The sequence below is a fragment of the Paenibacillus sp. FSL K6-2862 genome (assembly GCF_038005125.1).
Taxonomy (GTDB): Bacteria; Bacillota; Bacilli; order Paenibacillales; family Paenibacillaceae; genus Paenibacillus; species Paenibacillus illinoisensis_A.
Genome location: NZ_JBBOSN010000001.1, coordinates 491,937 through 515,260, shown reverse-complemented (window position 1 = coordinate 515,260; position 23,324 = coordinate 491,937). Strand labels below are relative to the sequence as shown.

General features: G+C 49.4%; 17 protein-coding genes. 6 read left to right on the top strand and 11 right to left on the bottom strand.

Features of this window, described 5'->3' with window-relative positions:
• Positions 1–24: 24 nt before the first annotated feature.
• Positions 25–1,677 (top strand): methyl-accepting chemotaxis protein, encoded by a 1,653-nt coding sequence (locus tag MHB82_RS02460; RefSeq protein ID WP_095361533.1) that lies wholly within the window; start codon positions 25–27, stop codon positions 1,675–1,677.
• A gap of 143 nt (positions 1,678–1,820) precedes the next feature.
• Here the strand turns inward: MHB82_RS02460 and MHB82_RS02455 are convergent, their stop codons facing one another.
• The 3 genes from MHB82_RS02455 to MHB82_RS02445 all read right to left on the bottom strand — a co-directional run bounded on the left by MHB82_RS02455 (position 1,821) and on the right by MHB82_RS02445 (position 4,883).
• Positions 1,821–3,494, bottom strand: coding sequence for an NAD(P)H-hydrate dehydratase (locus MHB82_RS02455; protein WP_341173729.1), 1,674 nt, complete (start codon positions 3,492–3,494; stop codon positions 1,821–1,823).
• 80 nt (positions 3,495–3,574) lie between these two features.
• Positions 3,575–4,207, bottom strand: coding sequence for an NAD(P)-dependent oxidoreductase (locus MHB82_RS02450; RefSeq protein ID WP_095361535.1), 633 nt, complete (start codon positions 4,205–4,207; stop codon positions 3,575–3,577).
• A 259-nt stretch (positions 4,208–4,466) separates the two neighbouring features.
• The gene (locus MHB82_RS02445; protein ID WP_341173728.1) at positions 4,467–4,883 is read right to left on the bottom strand and encodes a GNAT family N-acetyltransferase; all 417 of its coding nucleotides are present in this window, start codon (positions 4,881–4,883) and stop codon (positions 4,467–4,469) included.
• A gap of 111 nt (positions 4,884–4,994) precedes the next feature.
• Here MHB82_RS02445 and MHB82_RS02440 point away from each other — a divergent pair, with 111 nt between their 5' ends.
• Entirely contained in the window at positions 4,995–5,882 is an 888-nt protein-coding gene (locus MHB82_RS02440) for a hypothetical protein (RefSeq protein WP_341173727.1), read from the top strand.
• Between the two features lie 159 nt (positions 5,883–6,041).
• Here MHB82_RS02440 and MHB82_RS02435 read toward each other — a convergent pair whose 3' ends face one another.
• Complete coding sequence (locus tag MHB82_RS02435; RefSeq protein WP_341173726.1) at positions 6,042–8,798, bottom strand: S-layer homology domain-containing protein; 2,757 nt, start codon at positions 8,796–8,798, stop codon at positions 6,042–6,044.
• A gap of 314 nt (positions 8,799–9,112) precedes the next feature.
• On the opposite strand from MHB82_RS02435, the gene MHB82_RS02430 reads away from it, so the two are divergent.
• Both MHB82_RS02430 and MHB82_RS02425 read left to right on the top strand, forming a co-directional pair.
• Positions 9,113–11,422, top strand: coding sequence for an AraC family transcriptional regulator (locus MHB82_RS02430; protein ID WP_341173725.1), 2,310 nt, complete (start codon positions 9,113–9,115; stop codon positions 11,420–11,422).
• A gap of 147 nt (positions 11,423–11,569) precedes the next feature.
• Positions 11,570–13,129, top strand: coding sequence for an extracellular solute-binding protein (locus tag MHB82_RS02425; protein WP_341173724.1), 1,560 nt, complete (start codon positions 11,570–11,572; stop codon positions 13,127–13,129).
• Positions 13,130–13,266: 137 nt separating this feature from the next.
• Here MHB82_RS02425 and MHB82_RS02420 read toward each other — a convergent pair whose 3' ends face one another.
• From MHB82_RS02420 to MHB82_RS02395, 6 genes are all read right to left on the bottom strand, one after another.
• Positions 13,267–13,506, bottom strand: a complete 240-nt coding sequence (locus MHB82_RS02420; RefSeq protein WP_341173723.1) for a YezD family protein — start codon at positions 13,504–13,506, stop codon at positions 13,267–13,269.
• A gap of 222 nt (positions 13,507–13,728) precedes the next feature.
• Positions 13,729–14,604 carry a sulfate ABC transporter permease subunit CysW gene (gene cysW / locus MHB82_RS02415; protein WP_183525581.1) on the bottom strand — a complete coding sequence of 292 codons (876 nt, stop codon included), beginning with the start codon at positions 14,602–14,604 and terminating at the stop codon, positions 13,729–13,731.
• A 228-nt stretch (positions 14,605–14,832) separates the two neighbouring features.
• Positions 14,833–15,669, bottom strand: a complete 837-nt coding sequence (gene cysT / locus MHB82_RS02410; RefSeq protein ID WP_127539183.1) for a sulfate ABC transporter permease subunit CysT — start codon at positions 15,667–15,669, stop codon at positions 14,833–14,835.
• 79 nt (positions 15,670–15,748) lie between these two features.
• Positions 15,749–16,828, bottom strand: coding sequence for a sulfate ABC transporter substrate-binding protein (locus MHB82_RS02405; RefSeq protein ID WP_341173722.1), 1,080 nt, complete (start codon positions 16,826–16,828; stop codon positions 15,749–15,751).
• A 476-nt stretch (positions 16,829–17,304) separates the two neighbouring features.
• Positions 17,305–19,113, bottom strand: a complete 1,809-nt coding sequence (locus MHB82_RS02400; RefSeq protein ID WP_220039402.1) for a rhamnogalacturonan lyase — start codon at positions 19,111–19,113, stop codon at positions 17,305–17,307.
• 329 nt (positions 19,114–19,442) lie between these two features.
• Complete coding sequence (locus tag MHB82_RS02395) at positions 19,443–20,498, bottom strand: lactonase family protein (RefSeq protein WP_341173721.1); 1,056 nt, start codon at positions 20,496–20,498, stop codon at positions 19,443–19,445.
• A 216-nt stretch (positions 20,499–20,714) separates the two neighbouring features.
• On the opposite strand from MHB82_RS02395, the gene MHB82_RS02390 reads away from it, so the two are divergent.
• Together MHB82_RS02390 and MHB82_RS02385 are read left to right on the top strand one after the other, a co-directional pair.
• Positions 20,715–21,617 (top strand): AraC family transcriptional regulator, encoded by a 903-nt coding sequence (locus MHB82_RS02390; protein WP_341173720.1) that lies wholly within the window; start codon positions 20,715–20,717, stop codon positions 21,615–21,617.
• Between the two features lie 148 nt (positions 21,618–21,765).
• Positions 21,766–22,449 (top strand): S-layer homology domain-containing protein, encoded by a 684-nt coding sequence (locus tag MHB82_RS02385; RefSeq protein WP_095361546.1) that lies wholly within the window; start codon positions 21,766–21,768, stop codon positions 22,447–22,449.
• A 120-nt stretch (positions 22,450–22,569) separates the two neighbouring features.
• On the opposite strand, the gene MHB82_RS02380 is transcribed toward MHB82_RS02385, so the two are convergent.
• Positions 22,570–23,196 carry a nitroreductase family protein gene (locus MHB82_RS02380; RefSeq protein ID WP_095361547.1) on the bottom strand — a complete coding sequence of 209 codons (627 nt, stop codon included), beginning with the start codon at positions 23,194–23,196 and terminating at the stop codon, positions 22,570–22,572.
• Positions 23,197–23,324 lie beyond the last annotated feature (128 nt).

Below are 23,324 nucleotides of genomic sequence, written 5' to 3'. Positions count from 1 at the left end.
CGACGGATTAGAGGAGATACGCTTATGAAATTGCAAGGCAAACTGATTATTAATGCGTTAATTTCATTACTTCTATGTCTTGTGTTGGTAGCCTATATCATTTTTCAGTTACTGGGCATCAACGCCAAAAATCAAAATCTGGTGCCTGCCATGCTCAAGGTCAGTGAGCTTAAAGCCAATCAGATTCAGACCCAGCAGGCGCTGGATGTGTTCTCTTTCTCGATGACAGCCGGCAATCAGAATGCGGTACGCAGCTTGTTGGACGAAGGTAAAACGATGATTCAGGAACTTACCGAAGGGTTACTGGAAACCGATGAACAGCTTCGATTGATGGGGTCCATTCAGACAAAATTGACTGCACTGGATCAGGGGGCAACTGAAGCCATGCAAGCCTTGGACAGCTCGGAAGCCAAACGGTACAGCACACGTGTGCAGGGCATTCAAAATGATATCTACATGCTCGATGAAATAACCAAGGAACGGTATGATCAATACACGATCAATCTGGAGCAGGACATTCAGCAGACCTGGCAAATTGCATTGGGCGGCGCTGTCCTCCTGCTCGTCGCTGCCATGCTGTTCAACATGTATACATCCCGGAAGCTAGCCAAACGTATTGGATTGCTGAAGAACGCTGCAGGACAGATTGCAGCAGGCGACCTTACCCAGCAGCTGCCTGAAACCCGGGGCAAGGATGAACTGGATGAGCTGAATCGCTCCTTCCGTCTTATGACAGAAAACATTCGCAATATTATCCAATCGATTGATACCGCCGGGAAACGGGTGGATGGCATGGCTCAGGACATTGACCGCGGCAACGACACCATGCAGGCCATTGTGCAGCAGGTCTCCCGTACGACGGAAGAGCTGTCCATCGGCAGCCAGAAGATTGCGGAGGATCTGAGTGAAACGGTGATGGTCGTGGACAAGATGCAGCACACGTTCGGCAGCAACCTTCATGCCACTTCCCAATCGGCGATCCATGGCAACGAGGTGATGAGCACGGTTGAGGAAGGACACACGGCCATTGAGGAGCAGCTTCGCCTCGCTGAAATGAACCGGATCGCCATGGCTGAGGTTGAACAAACTGTGCAGGAGCTGGAAGAAAGCGCAGCCCGCATTACCACGATGACAGGTTATGTGTCCGAGATCGCCAAGCAGACCACGCTGCTCTCCCTGAACGCTTCAATAGAAGCCGCTCGTGCCGGCGAAGCCGGTCGCGGTTTCGCCGTGGTTGCAGGGGAAGTCAACAAGCTCGCAGAGCAGTCTGCACAATCCGTGCAGCATATCTATGCGGCTGTGGGAGAGATCACAAGCGCCATGGACAAGGTGAAAGGTTCTGTAATGCAGAGTATACAGCTCTTCGCTGAACAGGAAAAGGCGACCGGACAAACCCGGGATTCCTTCTCGGCTATTCGTGACAGTGTAGAACAGATCAGTACGGGTATTAACCAGCTGGCCGAAGATATGCAGCTATCCAGTCAGCTAAGTACACAGGTGCAGCAGGCCATTGAAAACATCAGTGCCATTACGCAGCAATCGGCAGCAAGCAGTGAAGAGATTACGGCTTCGACAGCTGAACAGCAGCGCTCGTTTGAAGAGGCCAGCATCAAGGTCAAATCGCTGCGTGATATCAGTGAGGAAATGCATCAGGAGCTGCAGCGTTTCCGCTTGTAGTAATGGAATGCCTCATCCTTAATAGTCTAACAAGAAACCTCCACTTCTCTTGGTATGAGAGAAGTGGAGGTTTTTTAATGAGCGTGAGTTTACACAGATTATTATTCAGTTCACGCAGGTTAAGGCTCTCTCAGCGAAGACCATCACAGGGCGTCAATGATGTCTCCTGCCAGCAGAGACGCCGGGTCACCGCGCCGCTGCGCAGCCTGCTCGGCGGCCTGGCCGTGCAGATATACACCAAAAGCGGCAGCCTGCTCCGCGCTGAGTCCTTGAGCGAGCAGACCGGCGATGATGCCGGTCAATACGTCCCCGGCGCCGCCCGTTCCCATGCCGGCGTGCCCGGTGGTGTTGATGTACGCCTCGCCGGAAGGCGTTGCGATGACCGTTCGTGCTCCTTTGAGCACCAGGGTCACGCCCTGCTCGCGGGCGTACCTTGCAGCGTGACCAATTCGGTCACGCTGCACTTCGGGGGTCGGCATGCCCAGCAGGCGGCCCATCTCTCCGGGGTGCGGCGTCAAAATGGTCGCCGCACTGCGCCGGCCCCAGTCGCGAGGCCCGGCTTTGCCCGCGTCTGCGAGCATATTGAGGGCGTCCGCGTCGATGACGAGCGGGCGATCCGTCTGCTGCCACAGGCGGCGCAGCCAGCCAGTGTCGCCCTCGAAGCGGCCGAGGCCTGGCCCGGTTGCAATCACGTCGCGGCTCTCCGCAAGACGAAGCACAGCTTCGGCGGAAGCCGCGTTCCACTCGCCGCTGTCGCCATCTGCGGCGGCTGCGAGCATGAGCTCAGGCACACTGCCGATGACATGCGGCAGCAGTGCCGCGGGCAGTGCCCATGTGGCGAGTCCGCAGCCAGCGCGCAGTGCAGCCTTGGCCGAGAGCAGACCTGCGCCGCTCATCGGCAGACTGCCTGCGACCAGCAGTACGTGGCCGTAGGTACCCTTGTGCCCGTCAGGTGCCCGCAGACGATCCGTATCCACCTTCAGGGCACCGCGCATCACTTCCTCCGTCAACAGACGAACGGTAGGACCGTGCTCTGGCGCCAGCCGTGCCGGGATGCCGATGGCACGCACTACGATGCGCCCCGCAGCCGTCGCGCCCGGATACTGTACAAGTCCGCGCTTTAGCAGCGCAAGGCATACAGTCACTCGGGCTTGAATGCAGGGCTCGTATACCTCCCCGGTGTCGGCATTCAGCCCGCTTGGCACATCGGCGGACACGACCGGCTTACCGCTGTCGTTCGCCGCCTCAATCAGCGCCGCGTAAGCTCCCCGCGGCGCCCCCTGCGAGCCGGTGCCCAGCAGTGCATCCACGATGCCTGTGCACCGGCTGAAGTCCACGGCTTCACGGCCGTGGACAAGGGCAGGGATGCCGAGCTGCGCCGCGGCATCCCGCTGCACTGCGGCTTCGCCTCGCAGTGACTCGGGCGCATCGGCGTAGATCAAGGTCACGCCGAGCCCCGCTTCAAGCAGATGGCGGGCCGCAACCAGCCCGTCCCCGCCATTATTGCCCTTACCGATCAGCATGTACCAATGCTGACCAGCGGGGTGCGCCATCACCAGCGCCGGATCGGCGATGATGTCGCCGCCGGAACCTTGGCGATCACCTGGCCCGGTGTGTGCCCGCTGTGCCTCTCCCTGCTCTCGGCGCCTTTTGTGTTCAACCACCCTACCGACCGCAACCTCTTCCCGGCACAAAGCGATAACTTCCTCCGCTATGGCTCTGCCCGCGTTCTCCATCAGACTCGCAGCAGGAATGCCCAGCTTGTGGATAGTATGCTCATCTACAGCTCGCATCTGTTCAGCGGTGACGATAAACAAGGTTCATCCCTCCCCGGTGAGTAACTTCTCATTCTGCGTTTGGCATCATTCGGTTCTACTAGCTCCCGGCAAACTCTCCCTTAATAAGCTACCGTAAAACGGGAACCAATAAACTGCGGATCATCAAGCTCATCCACCAATGCCGCAGCAAAGTCCCCAACCGAGATCGTGCTCTCTCCCAGATCATCGGTCACCAAACGATTCATCCCGATCCGGAAATGGCCTGTCCGCGGTCCGGATGTAATTGTTGCCGCCGGGCTCATATACGTCCAGTGGATATCCGATTCCTCGATCAAGCCATAAGCATCCACATGTGCCTTCGCCAGGGTTCTAACTTCCTCCGGAAATCCAGGTGTATCCATCAGCATCTCGCCGGAATCGGTCAGCAAGCTGCCAGCTCCGCCAACAACAACCAGACGGCTGGCTTTACCGCGGCGAACACCCTCAATCAGTGAACGTGTAACTTCCAGCAGCTCCTCTTCTTCTCCGAATTTCGGACCATAGGCACTAACGACAGCTTCCTGGCCTGCTGTAAAATCGGCTACCTGATCCGGGTTCAACAAATCTCCCTTTTCCACACGCAGACGTTCATGAACCATTTCCACTTTGGACGGATCACGCACAATCGCAGTCACTTCATGCCCGCGGTCCATCAGCTCCCACAGTATCGTCTTTCCAATCGTTCCAGTCGCTCCAAAAATCGCAACTTTCATATCTTATCCCTCTTTTCAGTAGATATCATCTAGTCAACATACCGTTATATTGTAATACTTAATCCTATTGTTATATACCTTAAACGGCTCACGCCATCTTAAACCGGATGGAGCCACTTGTAAACCAATGTTAATAAATCGAAAGATTTCACACTTCCAATAAGCGGCGCTGCACCTATCTTCTGCATCCACTGCATTTTTTACACAGCAAAAAAGCCGCTATGGCGGCTTCATGGTGGCGATGTTTCATTTATATCCGTCAATCCTCTCCCTGTCTCCACCACATGCCTTCCGATTTCGGGCTGGTATAGGTGAAACTAAATTGGGAGTACAGGCGATCTGCAGGTACATCCGCAAGAAGACTCACCAAGCCTCGAGCAGGCACATGTTCACGCAAGTATTTCATGATCTCGCTCATAATCAACTTGCCATATCCCCTGCCTTGAACATCCGGGTGAACAGCAATATCCACCACCTGAAAGAAACAACCGCCATCCCCAATAACCCTGCCCATGCCTACGAGTGCATCTCCATTGCGTAAACATACGGCAAAAAGACTGTTCGGCAGTCCAATTTCTGCTCCCTCCTTGCTCATCGCACTGAGACCCGCAGTTTGTCGCAAGGCAAGATACTCTGCTGCTGTGGGTGGAATGTGTTCAATACTGATCTGGTCCATGAATTGTGCCCCTTTCTGCTTGAATTCATCTACTTCCTGTGTAATAGTGAGAGAAAGCTTACGTGAAGCGTGTTTCAAGATACGTTAAGTTTGTGCAAAGGAGGAAAACGTGTGTTTCAACCCTGGATCGAAGAGCTACTATCGCGCCCCGGCGCGGAGGCTGTGCTGTTTGGAGTCATAGCTCTGCTGCTCGCGATATATATATGGTCCGCCACTGAAGTTCGCCGCAGCCACGAAAGGCGAATGCGAAGGATACGAGATACATTATACATAAGCACAACCCTCTTGGGAAAACTCACCATCCTGGAACATAAAAAGTATTCATTCTCAGAAAATGAACAACAGGATCTATTCATGGCCATGCTGGCCTGCAAATCGGCATCTGATCTCTCCTCTACGTTACAGGAGCAGATTCGCGATTGCATCAAGGAGCATGATCCTGCCAGACTCGCGCTGATGCACAGAGCATTAGAACGAGAGTGCACCGCATTATCAGATGAACTCGGTCAAGATAACCGAACAGATCATTGGGGCGAGGCCATCTGGACAATCTTTCGGCCTCTGGCCGAACCAGCTGCACTGGCAGCTACCCTCTTCCTGGTTACGGATCTTGTGTTCCGTCACCGACTGTTGGACGTTTCCGTAGATTCATGGGAGAGCTTCCTCCCGTGGTTGCGTGCAGTTTCCTTAATGATTGCCATAATGTATGGTTATTTGCTCTGGGCCAGCCTGCGCCGCGAACCATCAGGTACAGTGAACAAAATACTCTTCTTGCTGATTGTGCTATGCTCGCTGCTCCATCTGATTGGGCCTGCTGCTGCTCCTTATGCCTTGGGATTACAGCTGGTCCTGTTCGTTTCAGGTTTCGGGTTTACTGGAACTCGCCCACGTAGTGATCGCCCTTATGTAGGTCATACCGAGCTGGACCCAACGAATGAGCCCCCTACTGAAAACGAAGTGAGTGCAGCACGTAAAGCTGGTGCCTACACGGGCGAATAGTTACCTTTTTCTACTTATAATCTATGATAATCAAATGGGTAAACCAGAACTCTCACGACTGAATCCTGCGTGTTGCTCAAGATGTAAAAAGGACTGAACTACAACGTAGTTCAGTCCTTTTCATATAAGAATAGTATTGCTTTGATAAAATGCGTTAGCTTATTTCGCTGCAACATGTGCAATGATGCGATCCTTTTCGTAAGTAACCTGAACGTCATAACCATCCGCTGTGACTTGGTCGAATTCACCTTTAATTACGCCAGCCGTAATTAAAGTAATATCCTTGGAACCTTCGATCTTATAGTTGGACAAGTCCAGATTGAGGCTTCCTCCATCCAGATACAGCTTTTTACCAACATTAACCTGACTGTTATCATCGTCCATTACCAATTCCAACGTTCCGTTGTCCATGGTAAAGTTTCTATTTAATTTTAATGCTCCATCCGCATGAACGATGACTTTTCCATTCTCCACATACAGATCCCCGAGACCAAAGGCAGTTGCAGATTCAGCCACCAGCGTTCCTGCCTGCAGCAGCGTTCCGCCTGTGTAACTGTTATTTCCTGTTATGGTAAGTGTTCCTGTTCCCTTTTTCGTCAGCATTCCACTGCCGGAGATATCATTTCTCCACCAATCCTCTGCATTGAAACGCCCTTTGGAAGCATCCATATCTACGGTTACATTGTTTAGGAATGCACCGTAGCCATCCGCTGCCGTCACCAAGTCCAATCTGCCCCAACCGTTAGACTCGTCCAGAACCGGATAACCAGAATCAATGGATGTCGTATATAACACTTCTCTACGCTGCTCATCGGTCAAATAAGGCTGACGTGTCTTCAACAGCGCCTCTGCTCCCTGCGGCACTTCAGGAGCCAAACCTTTGATTCCTGTTTGTGGCAGACCATATGTGAGTTTTTCTCTGTAGAAGGCTTTATTGGCGTCATGATCTTCCCATTTCTTTTCATCATAAGCACTTTTGAATGTGTAGTCCTCTGTTACGGTATGTGCATAATCATATAAACTCATATTTTCTTTCTGTGCTGCTGCTCCAAATACCTCTCCTGCATTATCATACGCCTTATCCATCAATTCCTGGTTTTCTTCCTTATTAAAAGCATATGCTGTCATGGCTGTAGCTTGTATTCTTGCACCTATGACATCAAGCGGCGAGTGCATCCCGGTCACAATGCGATTTTCACCCATTTGAGCAGCTCTTGTTAAAAATTCAGAGAATCGTTCTGGAGTAGCATAGGCAAAAGGAAGAACAGACAGATACGAAGCACTGGTATGACCGCTTGGGAATGCTCCATCCTTACCTCGTCCATCTTCCGCTATTCTTCTTACATAGCTTAATGCAGGAATAATTTCCACGTTGCTTTCGTATTGTTGGAAATGCTTTTCTCCCGTTGTCTTTGTTCCTCCTGAAGCCAAAGGCTCTTCTGTCACTTCACCCTTACCTAAGGTTTCCCACACAGCCAAACCATTCTCATCGACAACCTCTTTCACTTCTCCGTTCGAATTCATTCTCCATGGTCTTGGGGAAGAGTAGAAGTATTTCGAAGGGTTGGAGGATGAAGGAATTTTGAATCGAACTAGATCCACCAAAGCTACCATGTCTGCAAGCTCCGTCTTAGCCCAATCACTTCCCAATCCCTGGCTTTGATCTTCGGCCGTTTCTTCTGTCAAGACAACATCCATGTCCATGATCTCTCTTTCGACGCTTGTCGTTGGCTTGACGATGTCTACATATGTGTTAGCCAGTGGGCCAAAAGCCTCCATCATACTGTAGATCTTATCTCTCTGGTCATCATAATAGGCAGCTAACGCCTCTTCATCGGTACGATTTTGCGTCACATCTTCTACATATTTGATGTTAGCGACCCAAGTCGCTTGATTTCGAATTTCCTCGTTCGCGAATGTTTTCTGGTCTGCGACCGCTGTTTTTTGATCATTTTTAAAGCCATCATAATATGGGGTCGGTCCATCGCCATACTTTGCAACCTCTCCCTTCACTCCCGGTTTCGTCGCAGCTGTACCATCTCTCCAATCCGATTGGTTCATGGACCAGACTTGTTCGAAACCGTCCAAGATATCAATAAATGGATTCGTTGCCGCAATATTTTTCAAAGTGCCGTCGTCCGCATTGGCTCCATGTTCGACTGCAGACAGACGAGCTTCTTCGGCAGGGGCTTCCACATTCAGCACATTAGCTGTTCCCTTTGGCTTGAATGGTTTAGCATCTGCATTGGATTCTATTTCCAAGGCATTAAAAAGTGCACTTACAGCTTCTGCACGAGTGATGGATTGAAGTGGTTTGAAGCTTCCATCCGAATATCCGGAAATAATTTTTGCTGCTGCAGTTCCGCCTACAGCTCCTTTGCTCCAATCCGCAATGGACGAAGCATCGCTAAATGCATTTGCAGCTCCCTCATTCAGATCCAAATTCAGAATGCCAGCGATGATTTTGGCCGCTTCCTGACGTGTGATCGGATTTTGAGGTTTCATCGTCTGATCCGTATAACCATCCATATATCCAGCTGCATTAGCTGTAGAAACCGCCTGGTAATACCATGCATCTTCAGAAACATCATTAAAGTTAATTGCAGCTTGTCCTGCATATCCAAAAGCACCATTCACCAGATTCATAAATTCTGCTCTCGTAATCTCGTTGTTTGGTTTGAATGAACGATCCAAATAGCCCCGAATCAGTCCTTCATCACCCCATGCTTGAATGTTCGCTTCCGCCCAGTGTCCCTTAATATCAGAGAACTGAATCTTCTGATCGGCTGCAAAGCTCCGATCTGCAAACGTTGGGCTTACCATAGACAACATTAGAAGTAATGCCAGTGATTTTTTAAGTGGTTTTCTCATGGCCTGCAAATACACGCTCCCATAATCGTAATTTTTCGATTTCATCAGCGAATGTGTAGGATGGTCTCCATTCATTCCGTGTCTGATCTGGGGTTAACTTTAGCACTCGGGGGAGCCTGGCATCTATAGAACAAATTCCGTTTTATATCAAATTCGTACGTTTTGGCACGTGTCTTCTTCAGAAAATAGAGTGAATAATAGAATCGTCATCTAGAGTGTAGTTGTTTGTAAATTTAGATTAACGGAAAGTAAATTATTCTGGGGGTGTTTGTTAAATTTCGATCAACATGATTTCTAGTCCCGGGGCTATTATATAATGATGAAGTTGTCTAGAAACCAGTGATGAAGGAGGAAAACGAATGCGCAAGCTCTTCCAGTCTGTGAGATCCAGGATGGTTTTTTCCTATCTTGCTGTCGTCCTTGTTATTGCGCTTCTTTTCGGCTCTATCTTATATCTCTTCTTCTCCCATCAATACAGCAAAGAGATTCGGATCAACAAACAACTGCTCCTGCAAAGTACCGTTAATTATATTGAGACCTCCGTTATCGAAAAAGTGAATCAGGTCTATCTTTCTCTTGCCTTGGGCAGTCCCGTCAGCATTCAGCTTGATAGCCTGCAAGGAAACCACAGCAAAATCCTGGACATCGAGCAGCTTCTCAAAAGTCAGGTGCAAAATTATTCCGACCTGATTCAGGCCATTCATGTGTACGATACAGAGAATCATTTCATGATCTCTTCTGTACATGGGCTGCAGCTCCATGAGGTCACTCCTTCGAGCGTAGATCCTGCCTACGATTGGATTGAAGCGATGAAAAAGAGTGACAAAGGCTCCTTATGGATGCAGACACGTATGGTTCCTGAGGACACTTATATCGAATCTCCCGAACAGAGCAGCACGATTCCTCTAATCTCTTATGTTCACAGTTATCCATTTCAGTCCTCTGGACAAGACAGTAAGGTCATGGTTGCGATTGATATCAAAGAATCGACGATCAGTCAGCTGATTCGTAATATGATTCCTGCCGACTATGAAAATACATACATCGTGGATCAGCGTGGAGTCGTCATATCTTCCGCTGATAAATCGATGTTAGGCAGCTCCACGAGCGAGAATCTGCTTCAGTCTCTGCTCTCCAGTCCTTCTTCCGGCGAGAGCTTCACGCAAATATTTAATCACGATGCTTATGTTGTTTCCCATGAGCAATTCGAAGAAAATGGATGGAGAATTTACACAACCACCCCGAATAAAAGCTTCTATTATAAGCTGGATAGCTTAAAGGAAGTTTCTGCGCTTCTGGGTTTGATCGCTGTAGCGGTTGGGATAGCCATGTCGTTCGGCTTTACCGTAGCCAATTACAGTCCTCTTAAGCGGATCCTGAATAATATCAAGGCCAGGGTAGATAGCCCCAGCGGCCTGAAGCAGAATGAATATCGATTCATCGATTCGGCTATCAACAGCCTTTCCATTAAAGTCGATAGTCTGGAAGAAACGCTGCAGGCCAATCACAAAATGATTAGACACAGTATTATGCTGAATATGTTAAATAACCGATTTACACCTGAGGAACTTACGGAACAACTGCAATCTGTTCGGGTGTCGATGGCCTATTCCCGCTATCGCTGTATCGTCATTGACCCCGTCAGCGAGAAGTGGAAGGAATTGCAGCCACGACAATTGCAGCATACGTTGTATACGATGATTCAGCAGCTGGAGACAGCAGAAATAGCTGAAACAAAGCTGCTTGCGGAGGAATTGCAGGATCACAAAATAGCAGTGATCATCTGTACGAATCAACGCGAAGAGCCTGTTTCGGATCACATTATAAACTTTATTCATTCTGAGACGAGAAGCCGGTTCGATCTGGATTTTGCAGTGTCCTTAGGCGGCTGGGTAGAGCATTTCACGAAGATTCACACAAGCTATCATGCGGCGAACGCATTGATTCAATACAGCTACTTCTTCCCTGCTCTGTCTGCCATTCAAGACCTTGATCTTCTGCAAAGGGAGACCAGCAGTTTGGAGATTCCGGACGCGTACCTTATGAATTTTGAGAAGAAATTGCAATCCCGTGATATGGACGGTACGGTTCTGGCCATTCAGGATGTGGTATCGACCATCAAGGAAGGCCTGTATTCAGCCGAATACAGCCGCATTATTTTATTAAAAATGGTTTCCATATACGCTGACTGCATCAATCAAGTGCGCTGGCAGCCCGCCGAGGCGAGCTCCATGAATTTGTACAAGCAATATTCCTCGTTCTACAATATCAACCGGTATTCGGAATGGATGACTGATCTGGTAACCGAATTTATCACACATATGGAGAGACGAAGCGAGGTCAGGAGTCCGGATACCATATCAGCTGTCAAAGCCTACGTTCGCGAGCATATTTCGGGCGATCTCACGCTGGATCATGTCGCGGAACAAGTGTATATCAGTCCCAAGTATCTCAGCAAGATTTTCAAGGAAGAGACCGGCATGGCCTATTCGGAATATGTCACGAATCAGAGAATGGAACGCGCACGCGAACTCATCGCACAACAGGAATTTACTATTGAGCAGGTTGCGAGCACGGTTGGATACCGTACCTCTGCCTACTTCATTAAAAAGTTCAAGGAAATCCACGGCTGTACACCGAAAAACTTCATGCGCAGTCTGATGAACTAATTAGCCGAAGGGTTGCCCCTAACCTTGGACATTGATCCAGATATCAAATCATGAGAAGGAGCTGCTATGAACCTCAACCTTTCAAGAGCTCTGTGTCTATTGATCACCACCGTTATCCTTGTCATATGTATGAGTGGCTGCACCGTCTTGGGGGAACAACGCGCTCAAATGCAGCCGCACAATCCTGCTGATGAGTCTGATAAGGATACAGAGCCGCCATATACGATTTCCTGGACCATGCATCAGAATACTCCCGTTCCTGAGGATGCCGAGATGATTACCTATATCGAGGATCTTTTTGATGTGAATCTGGAGGTGTGGAACCTGGAGAACAGACGCTATGAGGACCTGCTGGACTTGAAGCTCGCTCAAGGGAACATACCGGATCTTCTTCGGATCAGGCAGCCACATGATCTGCTTAAATATCAGATGCAGGGGGTGTTGGCAGAAATTCCCGAGGGCGTACTAGAAGAACATGCGCCTCATATTGTGAAGCGAATCCGTGATTATGATTCACGTTACTTGGAGTACGGAAAAATAAATGGCGCGTTATATGGAATCCCGGTCATCAATCAGACTAACATCTACCGGACCCCTGTCGTATATCGGGAAGACTGGCTGGAGAAACTCGGTCTCGATGTTCCGCCGACATTAGAGGAGTTTGAGACGGTTATGTATGCATTCGCCAAAGATGACCCTGACGGAAATGGAAAACAGGATACATACGGGTTATCCAAAGAGGGCATGAATGTCGTTTTTGGTGCTTTTGGGCAGTCCGTTTTTACCGAGCAGCTGTACTTTAACCAAAAAAATGACCGACTCGTGATCGGCGCATTGGAACCTGAGATGAAGAAAGCCTTGGCTTATCTGCAGAAGTGGTATCAGGATGGGATTATCGATCCTGAATTCATAACTGGTGAAAATAAAGGTGGCTATAAACATTTGTCCCATGCGTTTATTAATAGCAGAATTGGGATGACCTCGATGGGCAATTATTATCATTGGACTCAAGACGGAGATTATAGCGTCCTTAATGAAAAGGACGAGGAAATTCCCGTTGAAGCCATGTTTAATGTCCATGAACTCCAACAGAAGAACGCAACTGCAGACGTTGAATTCGGTCCTCCTGTTACAGGGCCTGATGGACTCAGTGGCTCCAAAGGTTACAATCTGCTGATGAGTTTCATTACAATCGGGGCCGATGCGGTCAATGAGCCTGGTAAACTGGAAAAAACCCTTGAAATTCTCGATTATGTCAGTGCAAACTCCGATCCGGCAGAGCAGATCAAAATGGAATATGGCCTTCCAGGAAAGCACTGGGACTGGAGCTCTTCATCTTCAGGGGAGTTTCACATTCTGCCCCCATATAACCGTATGGAGAATTACACCAATATGATCGGCTCCAGCATTGGCATGGCTGTTCCAGGTGCATCCATCGGCAAACGGGAGCAGTGGGCTGCATCTGAGGGATTGACGGAGAATGGTATTTATAATCATCTGGAGGTGGCAACCCCTGCCCTGATTCAATATTCATCTGAGTTGATCCATATGAGGGACAGCGCATACATCTCCATCATTACCGGGGATCAGCCTGTTGAAAGTTTTGATACCTTCGTGAAGGAATTTATGGAAGCAGGCGGGCAGCAGGTACTGATTGAAGCTAATGAATGGTACAACGGGCAAATGGAGACAAACTCCACCAAATAGTTTGGCCACATTATCGCATTAAAAGCATGAATTACCCATGAGTTTCCGAAAGAGTACGTGTGCTTCGGAAAACTTATGGGTAACTCACACTAAACCAATCTATGCCTCAATCAGTGCTCCCTGATGCCGTCTCAGCTCTACCCCTTCGCACTTGCATTCGATCCGCGCAATGAGCGGGGGGAGCTGCTTCGTGCAGTGCTGTCGGATTTGGAGGTGCTGCCTGAGGGCGTGTTCTCAAATCGTTTGCGTTCAGTCCGCTCCATCTGCACAATCTGACCTTCATGTACAACGATGTGAAGCGAGCCAAACTCCATGTCATTCAGCTGTCCGGCAATTCGATCCATCCATACCTCATCCACTTTTAACGGCTTAGCCATAGAGCCGCCTCCTCTTCCCGGGCTGCTGCCCGCTATATGATTGACGTGTGATCATCCGTCCGACTTATAATTCATTCTTATCCAACCTATATACTTGGTTTATACATTATCAGGGCTTCCATTAGCTGTCAATCTGTATTTTCAAGAAACGTAAATCAATTATATTGAACTCGTGAGAACTTCCAAAAAGGCAGGAAAGAGGGCCGAAATTCGGACCCCCAACTACTTCTCTGAAACCGTTCTGTGTCCCAGCCAGCTCTTGAGCAGCAGCGTTGCCAGAGCCAGGATCAGTAATAAGGAAGCGACTGCGAACGATGCCGAGAACTGGTACTCGTTGTACAAAATCTCGACATGCAGCGGCAGTGTATTCGTCTCTCCGCGAATATGTCCCGACACCACCGATACAGCTCCGAACTCGCCCATCGCACGGGCATTACACAGAATGATGCCGTACAGCAGCCCCCACTTAATGTTGGGCAGCGTGACATTCCAGAAGATGCGCCATCCCGAAGCGCCGAGCGTAACTGCCGCCTCCTCTTCCCTCGTACCCTGATCCTCCATTAATGGAATGAGTTCTCGTGCTACAAAAGGAAAGGTAATAAACAGCGTTGCAATTATGATACCAGGCAAGGCAAAAATAATTTTGATATCATGCTCTGCCAGCCACGGACCAAACCAGCCATTGGAGCCAAATACCAGTACAAAGATCAACCCGCCCACAACTGGCGAGATGGAGAAGGGAAGATCAATTAACGTTATCATGATTCCCTTTCCCTTGAACTGGAACTTGGTGATGACCCAGGCTGCAGCTACACCAAATATCGTATTCAGCGGTACGGTAATCGCCGCTACCAGCAGTGTCAGCTTCAGGGCAGACATGGCATCCGGTTCGGTGAGAGCTGCAATATAGACACCCCACCCTTGCTTCAGTGCTTCCATCATTACAATGATTAGTGGCAAAATGAGAAGCCAGAGCAGTACCAGACTTGCCAGTCCGATCAACAGCCATTTGACCCATGGAGCTTCCGTAGTTGCACGGTTTGTCCCCGGACCGGTTCGCACTTGGGGAGCAGGCGTTATTGGAACAGAACCCGCCATCATATGTACCTCCTTTTGGTTTATATAAGTTGGACTAATAATTTTCCACTGGACCACTGCAAGGTCAGAACATCTTCCGATCGCTGTTATCCCCAGATTTTTTATGAACCACTCCTAAAAGGGAGAAATCCGGGGATAAAGGCGAACGCTCCGCTTCTCCAGATTTTTCTGTCCTCTCCGTTATGGTGTAAATGACAAATTCAACTTATATAAGTTAGCCTACGTAACCTAAGCCCGGCCTGCCTTCCTGCTCCAGCGCTGAAGGGAGTTAATCACCAGCAGCAGGACAAAAGAAACCAGCAGCAGCAGCAAGGCTACAGCCGTAGCTCCTGCGTAATCGAACTGCTCCAGCTTCGCCATAATCAGCAGGGGTGCAATCTCCGTTTTCATCGGCATGTTACCCGAGATAAATACGACCGATCCATATTCCCCAATGCCTCTGGCAAAAGCAAGTGCAAACCCGGTCAGCAGCGGCGGAATCAGGTCCGGAAGCAATATCGTCCGAAAAATGCGCCATCTCCCTGCTCCGAGCGTCGCGGCCGCCTCTTCCACTTCGGCTTCCAGCTCTTCCAAAACCGGCTGTACCGTACGTACAACAAACGGAATGCCGATAAACATCAGTGCCAGGGTAATACCTGCCTGCGAATACGCCAGCTTGATACCCAGAGGCTCCACAAGCTGCCCTATCCATCCATTCCCGGCATACAGGGCCGTAAGGGCAACACCTGCCACTGCAGTAGGCAGGGCGAATGGCAGGTCAATGACCGCATCAAACAGGCGCTTGCCTGGGAATTCATATCGGACCAGCACCCAAGCCAGGAGCAGCCCAAGAACCAGATTAATCAAGGCAGCAACTCCTGCAGTCAGGAAGCTAACCTTGAAAGAAGCAAGTACCCGGGGGTTACTTGCTGTCTCAATCAACGTGGACCAGGTCAGGCCCGTGGAGTTAAAGATCAACGCTGCCAGTGGAATAAGTACAACCAGGCTCAGGTAGAACACACTGTACCCCATTGTCAATCCGAAGCCCGGCAGTGTGCGTCTCCGGGCCACCATCACCTTGCTCATGGACGTTCATCCTCTCTGCCTTCAGCCGGTAGGCTGGTTGGCCGCTTACATGGTCGTGAGCTTTATTTTGTATCCAACATTAACTGCCTGGAACGTAGATCTGGTCAAAGATTCCGCCGTCATTGAAATGTTTGGCCTGCGTATCCCGCCAAGTGCCAAATACATCATTCAGGGTAAACAATTCAACATCCGGGAACTGGTCTTTGAATTTCTCCTTCACGCTATCCAGCGTCGGGCGATAGTAATTTTCCGCGGCAATGGTCTGCCCCTCTTCGCTGTACAGATATTTCAGATAAGCATCTGCCACCTCGCGGCTGCCTTTTTTGTCTGCATTTTTATCCACGATCGCTACAGGTGGTTCAGCCAAGATACTAACGGAAGGAACAACGATATCGAATTTGTCCGGACCCAGCTCTTTTACCGATAAGAACGCTTCGTTCTCCCAGGCCAGCAGCACATCACCGATACCACGTTCAACAAATGTTGTCGTAGAGCCACGTGCCCCGGAATCAAGTACAGGTGCATGCTTGAAGAGTTCACCAACGAATTCCTTCGCCTTCTCCTCATCATTGTTGTTTTTCTTCAGTGCATATCCCCATGCCGCCAGGTAATTCCATCTTGCTCCACCGGACGTTTTCGGATTGGGGGTAATCACCTGGGTATCCCCTTTGATCAGATCATCCCAGTCCTTGATGCCTTTTGGATTGCCTTTGCGTACCAAAAATACAATGGTTGAAGTATATGGGGAGCTGTTGTGCTCGTATTTATCCTGCCAGCCGGCATTAATCAGCCCTTTATCCTCGATCGCATCAATATCATATCCCAATGCCAGTGTAACGATATCTGCGTCCAAGCCATCGATCACGGAACGACTCTGTTTACCGGAACCGCCGTGTGACTGCTTAATCGTCACTTCCTGGCCTTTTTCTTTTTGCCAATACGCCGCAAACGCCTTGTTATATTGCTCATACAGTTCTCGCGTCGGATCATAGGATACATTCAGCAGCTCGATGGCTTTGGCAGCTTCCTTGCCGCTATCCTGCTCTCCCGATGTTCCTGCCGCATTGGAGCCGCTGCTCTCCGACCCGCACGCTGCCAGTACCCCTGTTAATACCAATGCCAGACCAACCAGAATACCCTTATGAATTCTCTTTTTCATAAACAAAACTCCCCCCAGAATGGTTCTGCAATGACTACCTCAGGCAGGCTGAACAGTATGGAACGCACCGAAAAAAGAACAAAAGACGGAGGAACCACCCGCACACTTCTCCCTCACAAAGTCATGCCGACCCAAGGCCGTGTATGCTTCATCCAGAAATGATGTGCTGCAGTGTTCCTCCGTCGATACGGTTAGAACGTTATTCTGTTCAAGTTACTCTTCTCTGACTGTAATGACTGCTGACGCAATAGTTAAAGCAATCATTTTCATTATTCCTACCTGTTTAGTAAGTTATATGCATATCATAAGGGCAGCCCTCTGACGTGTCAAACGTTTTTTCCGATTTGTTCCGGATTTCTATCCGATTGACATGGAATGAAAAATGGACAACAGGATTCCCCTGTTGTCCTCAGATCAGGCAGAATAACGGATTAACATTGCATCTTGCTCTGGTTGCCGCAGCTCATGCTTATCTCTTATTTCCCGGCATAATGAATATTGGGTACCGGTGGTGTGCTCATGCCTTCACCCAAATAAAAACCGGTGTGGGGCGGTTGATTATAGGCAACATTTTGCCATGCGATACCAAGACGATACACCGGATCATGCATCAAGGTATAAATCCGTTTGTCCGTGACCGCAGTTGTAGTATAGATCCGCAGCGCAGAGCTATCGCTTGTTCGCCATACCACCTCTTCCCTCCAGTCCCCGAACAGGTCAGCCTGCAGATTCGGTGTGGATTTTGTACCATTATTGGAGGAAACACCTGAAGCTGTCAGCAAATTAACCGTTTTGCTGTTGGCATAGTCCCACTTATCGATTCGGTTGCTGTCCAGCAGTTCCCGCAGCAGATCTCCATCCCACCAGATGCCAAAATTCGTGGATGAAGGCAAGGTTGTTCCAATTTTCTGTCCTTTGGCTGTATACAGACCACCGTCCGCCCAAACCTCCGCCCCCTTATATCTCGGGTCGATATCCGCTGCCATGCCGCGTCCGATATCCTTTGTTGTAGGTATGCCCCAGATCAGCTGCCCTGTACGTGCATCACGGAATTCAACTCCCGCATTGGACGGGGTCTCATGAACCTGAAATACCTCCAGCCCGGCACGGTCGGGGTCCAGGTCACTCAGATGCATGGCGTCGCCATGATGAAGCCCTGTCGTGTACAACCCTTTTCCGTTATCATCCACCGCCATGGCACCGTAGATAATCTCATCCTTGCCGTCTCCATCTACGTCCGCTACGCTCAGATTATGATTCCCCTGTCCGGCATACCCCGAATTGCCGGATGTATTCGAATCGAATGTCCACTGCTTCGTCAGCTGCCCATTCCGCCAGTTGTAGGCTACAAGCACCGTACGAGTGTAGTATCCACGTGCCATAACCAGACTGGGACGTTCTCCATCCAGATAGGCAATCGCTGCGAGGAAGCGATCAACCCGGTTGCCATAATTGTCTCCCCAATCGGATACGTTGCCACGTGCCGGTTCATAGTTCACTGTGGACAGAGCTTTGCCAGTCTGCCCATTGAAGATGGTCAGGAATTCCGGTCCGGATAGAACGTATCCGCTGGAATTGCGGTAATCCTTGCTGGCATCGCCAATGACCGTACCGGTGCCATCCTTGCTTCCATCAGCCGTTTTCATCGCAACCTCGGCCTTGCCGTCACCATCCAGGTCATACACCATGAACTGGGTATAATGAGCACCTGCGCGGATATTTTTGCCGAGGCTAATTCGCCATAAACGTGTTCCGTTCAATTTATAGGCATCGATAAATACTTCACCGGTATATCCACTCTGAGAGTTATCCTTGGAGTTGGAAGGGTCCCACTTCACGATTAGTTCATACTCCCCGTCGCCGTCCAGATCGCCTGCACTGGCATCATTGGCGCTATACGTGTAAGCCACCCCATCCGGTGTTGTCCCGCCCGCCGGTATGCTGAGGGGCACAGACAGGTAGTTGTTTCCCCATACACTCGCAGCTGCCGAAGCCGACTGCTCGGTTCCGCCCACTACGGCCCGAACCGTATATTTGGAACTGCTTGTCCCGCTGGCATCCTGAAGGTTCGTGCTATTGGTTATGGGGGATGCGTTCACTTTGGTTCCATCCCGATATACATTGAACGAAACATTGGATCCTTCCGTACCCAAAAGACGCCAGCTGACAAATACACCCGTACCTGTCTTTACCGCAACCACCCCACGGTCCAGGAACTCCATCTGACGCGTACCCGCCGCCTCGGTTACCGGTGTGTTCCCCAGTCCAAACGCAGTCGTCAGCATGGCTGAACCTAGCAGGGCTATTCCGGCAATTCGCAGCGTCCTTCTCCAAGACAATCGATTCAACATAGAATAATAGCCTCCCCAAATGAAATTGGTAAGCCCGTTGCCCCTTAGCGTCATCTTTATGTAAGCGCTTTAATATTTTCATTCTAAATTAAACATTTAATTCCATCTATAGGTCTAAATTAGTAATTTAGTGTCGTAAGCACTTTGATTTTGTATTCTTCGCGATACGTTGAATGATTAAAAAAATAAAGACCATGCTGGATTAGGCCCATGCATGGTCTTGAGATAATCGGATTTGAGTTTGCTCCTTGCAGCACTGCAGCTTATACCACAGGCGTAATACATACCGGACGGGACACTTCGAGCTTAAATCCATTGTGCGTCAGACGCCCATCTTCCCCATCCATTTGAAATGCAACAATATTGTTGCTATCCTGATTGGCCACGAGCAGAATGCCGCCTGGCAGCAAATTAAAGTTGCGAGGAGTCTGACCGATGGTCGACGTCCATTCCACGGCTTCCAATTTTCCGGATTCCTGATCAATATGATACAGCACGATGCTATCATCCCCGCGGTTGGAAGCATACAGGAAACGGCCGCAAGGGGATACACGAATATCTGCAGCTGTTCCTTCTCCCGAATGCCCTTCAGGCAGTGTGGAGATATGCTGCAGCGTATTGAACTCACCTCTCCGCTCATCATACATGAATGCGGTAACCGTGTTGTTCAGCTCATTAATGACATATGCCCACTTCCCACTCGGATGGAAAACCAAATGTCTTGGACCTGAACCAGGGGGCTGATTCGTTTCGCGGTGTGTGACCAGCCTTCCTTCTTCCATGCGGTAAACAATAATCTGGTCGAGCCCAAGGTCACATACGACCGCATACTGTCCGGACGGGTCCGGCTGTATGGAATGAGCATGAGGTCCTTCCTGACGGTCATCGTTTTTTCCTCTGCCCGTATGTTCAACCAGTGCACTCATCTCTTCAAGCGTCCCTTGATCCCCTACCGGGAATACATTCACACTCCCACTGCTGTAGTTCGAAGTCAGAACCCATTTGCCATCCTTGGTGACCGACACATAACAAGGAGAAGCCCCTTTGGTCAGTTTCCGATCCATCAGATGCAGTTCACTCGTTGCCGTATCCCTGCGATATACAAGCACCTCTCCCTCATCGGTTTCACTCGCAACGTACAGACAGTTGGCATCTGGGCATAATGCGAGATAGGATGGGTTGTCCACACCCTCAGTGTGACTGACGATTCTCATCTCACCTTTATCTGCATCCAGTGCGCACAGTACAATCCCTGGTTGATCCGCTGATGCATAAGTTCCTGTATAGAAGAATGTTTCATTCGCTGCTGTTCGTTCCATATCTCTCATCTCTCCTTCTCTTTTCCAATTCCATGTCTATCTCTCTTCATGAGTCGGTTCATGCTCTGGATTAATGGTTCCACTATAATGTACTTACCCAATTCACCGGCTTCTGCTTCACCGGAACAGACGCAACGTTCTCAAGATCATGATATTTCTGTGAACGCTTGCATATTCGACATTGACTCCCCCATCCTCCCTCACCATAATACAAGTATGAGACCTTACAACCGTACAACCACACTGCGCAAATCTGCTGGATTCCCTATGCAAAAACTCGTTGTACTGCCTGATCCACTGCTCGAAGAAGCAGCACGATACCATATTACTTCAGGGCTGTACGTTACGGATATCGGATATTTCCATGAAGCGGAGCATCATTACCGGGATCGGCCTCAAGGATGTGACTCCCATATTCTCATGTATTGCGTACAAGGAACAGGATGGTACGAATTAGATGGCAGCAAACCACAAGTTGTACATGCAGGTGACCTGGTCATCTTGCCTGCATATATGGCACACGTTTACGGGGCTAATGCGGCAGAACCCTGGAGCATCTACTGGATTCATCTGCGCGGCGAACACGCTTCTACCTACATTGAACTGCTCCTGGCCAATAAAATCTCTGCCATCGCTCCTTCCAAAGCCCCCAAATGGCTGGAACTGTTCCATGAATGCTATGATGCACTGGAAACCGGGTACTCCCTGCAAGCCATGATATACGCAACGCAGATTACGGGCTATATGCTCGGTATGCTGGCCTATGGTCAGGGAACAGGTGCCAGCATGATCAGCAGCAAACGAGCGGCAGAACAATCTGTCCAGTATATGCTGGAACACCTGGAGCACGGATTGACGTTAAAGGAGCTCGCCGCACAGGCCCAGTTATCGGCACCCCATTATTCACAACTGTTCAAGCAGGCAACCGGACATTCACCCATAGATTATTTCCTGCGACTCAAAATCCAGCATTCCTGCCGTTATCTTGATTTTACGGACTGGACCGTCAAACAAATCAGCTCTGAGCTGGGGTTCAAGGACCCTTATTATTTCTCACGACTGTTCAGCAAAATGATGGGACGTTCACCCACGGAGTATCGCAACAAATCCAAGGGCTAGCTGTGCAGTTGTGCATTCCCTTGTTATTTGAGACAAAATGAATGATCTGTTGGAAAATTGCAGCAACCTTTTTTAGACAAGGGTCGTCTATAGGGGCAAATAGCTTTTATACAAAGGGACTCCCCTAGAAAAGTGAGGCGATTTCAACATGAAAAAAAATATACTAGCCACTATAACTGCCGGAGCACTGCTCACACTCTCCCTGAGTGCTGGCCCGATTAACGCTGCTCAAGCCCATTTTACTGACCTTCAAGGTATTGCAGGTGCTGACAAAATTGAAGCTCTGCATCAGGATGGATTGATCAAGGGAGTGAACGACAGCTTGTTCAAGCCGGAACAGCAATTAAATACTGCACAAGGAGTGCAGCTGATTACCGATGGTCTCGATCTGAACCTGGATGCGATTCGTTTTATCAAACAACCGCTCCCGAGTGATACCTTCAGCAACGTCAAAGACGGTGTATGGTACAGCGATGCCTTCATTCGTGCCCAGTATAATGGAATTCAGATGCCCAAGGACATCGATCCGGCTGCAGAAATGACACGCGAACAATTCACTCTGTTCCTGATGAAGGGGATCGAAGCCAAAGGCGGCCTGCCGATGATTAACATCAAACCGGTAGAAATTACAGATGAACAGGAGCTTACTCCGGAATATCAGGGTGCGGTTCAACGCTCGCTGGTTCTTAAAATCAACACACTTGATGCGGATGGCAACTTCAATCCGAAGGAAACCATTACTCGCGCAGAAGCGGCAGTTATGATGTACAATGCCATCGAATACATGGAAAGCTTCCATGCTCCGCAAATCCCAGAAACACCTGAGAAATAAGAATTGCATTGAAGAGATGGAAAGGATGGGTAGCTGAGCTACCCAACCCTTCCTGCCTCTTACAGCAAATAGCCGCATGCTCCCTGAGGGGCATGCGGCTATTTTTAATACGAATATATCTTAGAACGAACCTCTAACTACGACATCAGACAATGGGAAACGACCTGCCGGGCGAGCCGGTTGTGCCGCTTTACCTACTGTGATCAGCATGATAGGAATGTAACGAGGAGGAATGTTAAATGTTTCAATCAGTTGCTGCGGGTTGTAACCACCCATTGGGCATGTATCATAGCCAAGGGAACGCGCAGCCAGCATAATGTTTTGCGAAGCCAAAGAAGCATTGCGGATCGCTTCGTCGCGAGCCGTTTGCTGACTTTGATAAGCACCGTTGATTTGACCAACCAACGCGTCGCGAATTTCAGGCTTCAAGTAGCCAGCTTCAACAGCCTGATCATAGATGACCGCATTGCGGTTAGCTTCGAGGTCTCCGAGTACAGCGATTGTAACCGAGCTTTCTGTGATTTGACTTTGACCATAAGCGATCGGCAGCAATTTAGCCTTATCCGCTTCGGATTCAATCACAAGGAATTTCCAGTGCTGCAGGTTCCATGCAGACGGAGCTTCAGAAGCGGCAGTCAGGATGGCAGTGAGATCCTCCTCTGGCATAACATAACCGGCTTCATATTTCTTGACTGAATGACGTTCGTTAATGACGCGCAGTGTTTCATTGTTTTCAATGCTGGACATTCATTCCACTCCCCAAAAGTTGTTTTTATTATATCTTATCATTTCTGTTGTTTCATTTATGTTCGCAAGGCCATATCAAGTGATCTCTACGAGATACCCACCTTCCGAATATAACATCAGCGCAGACG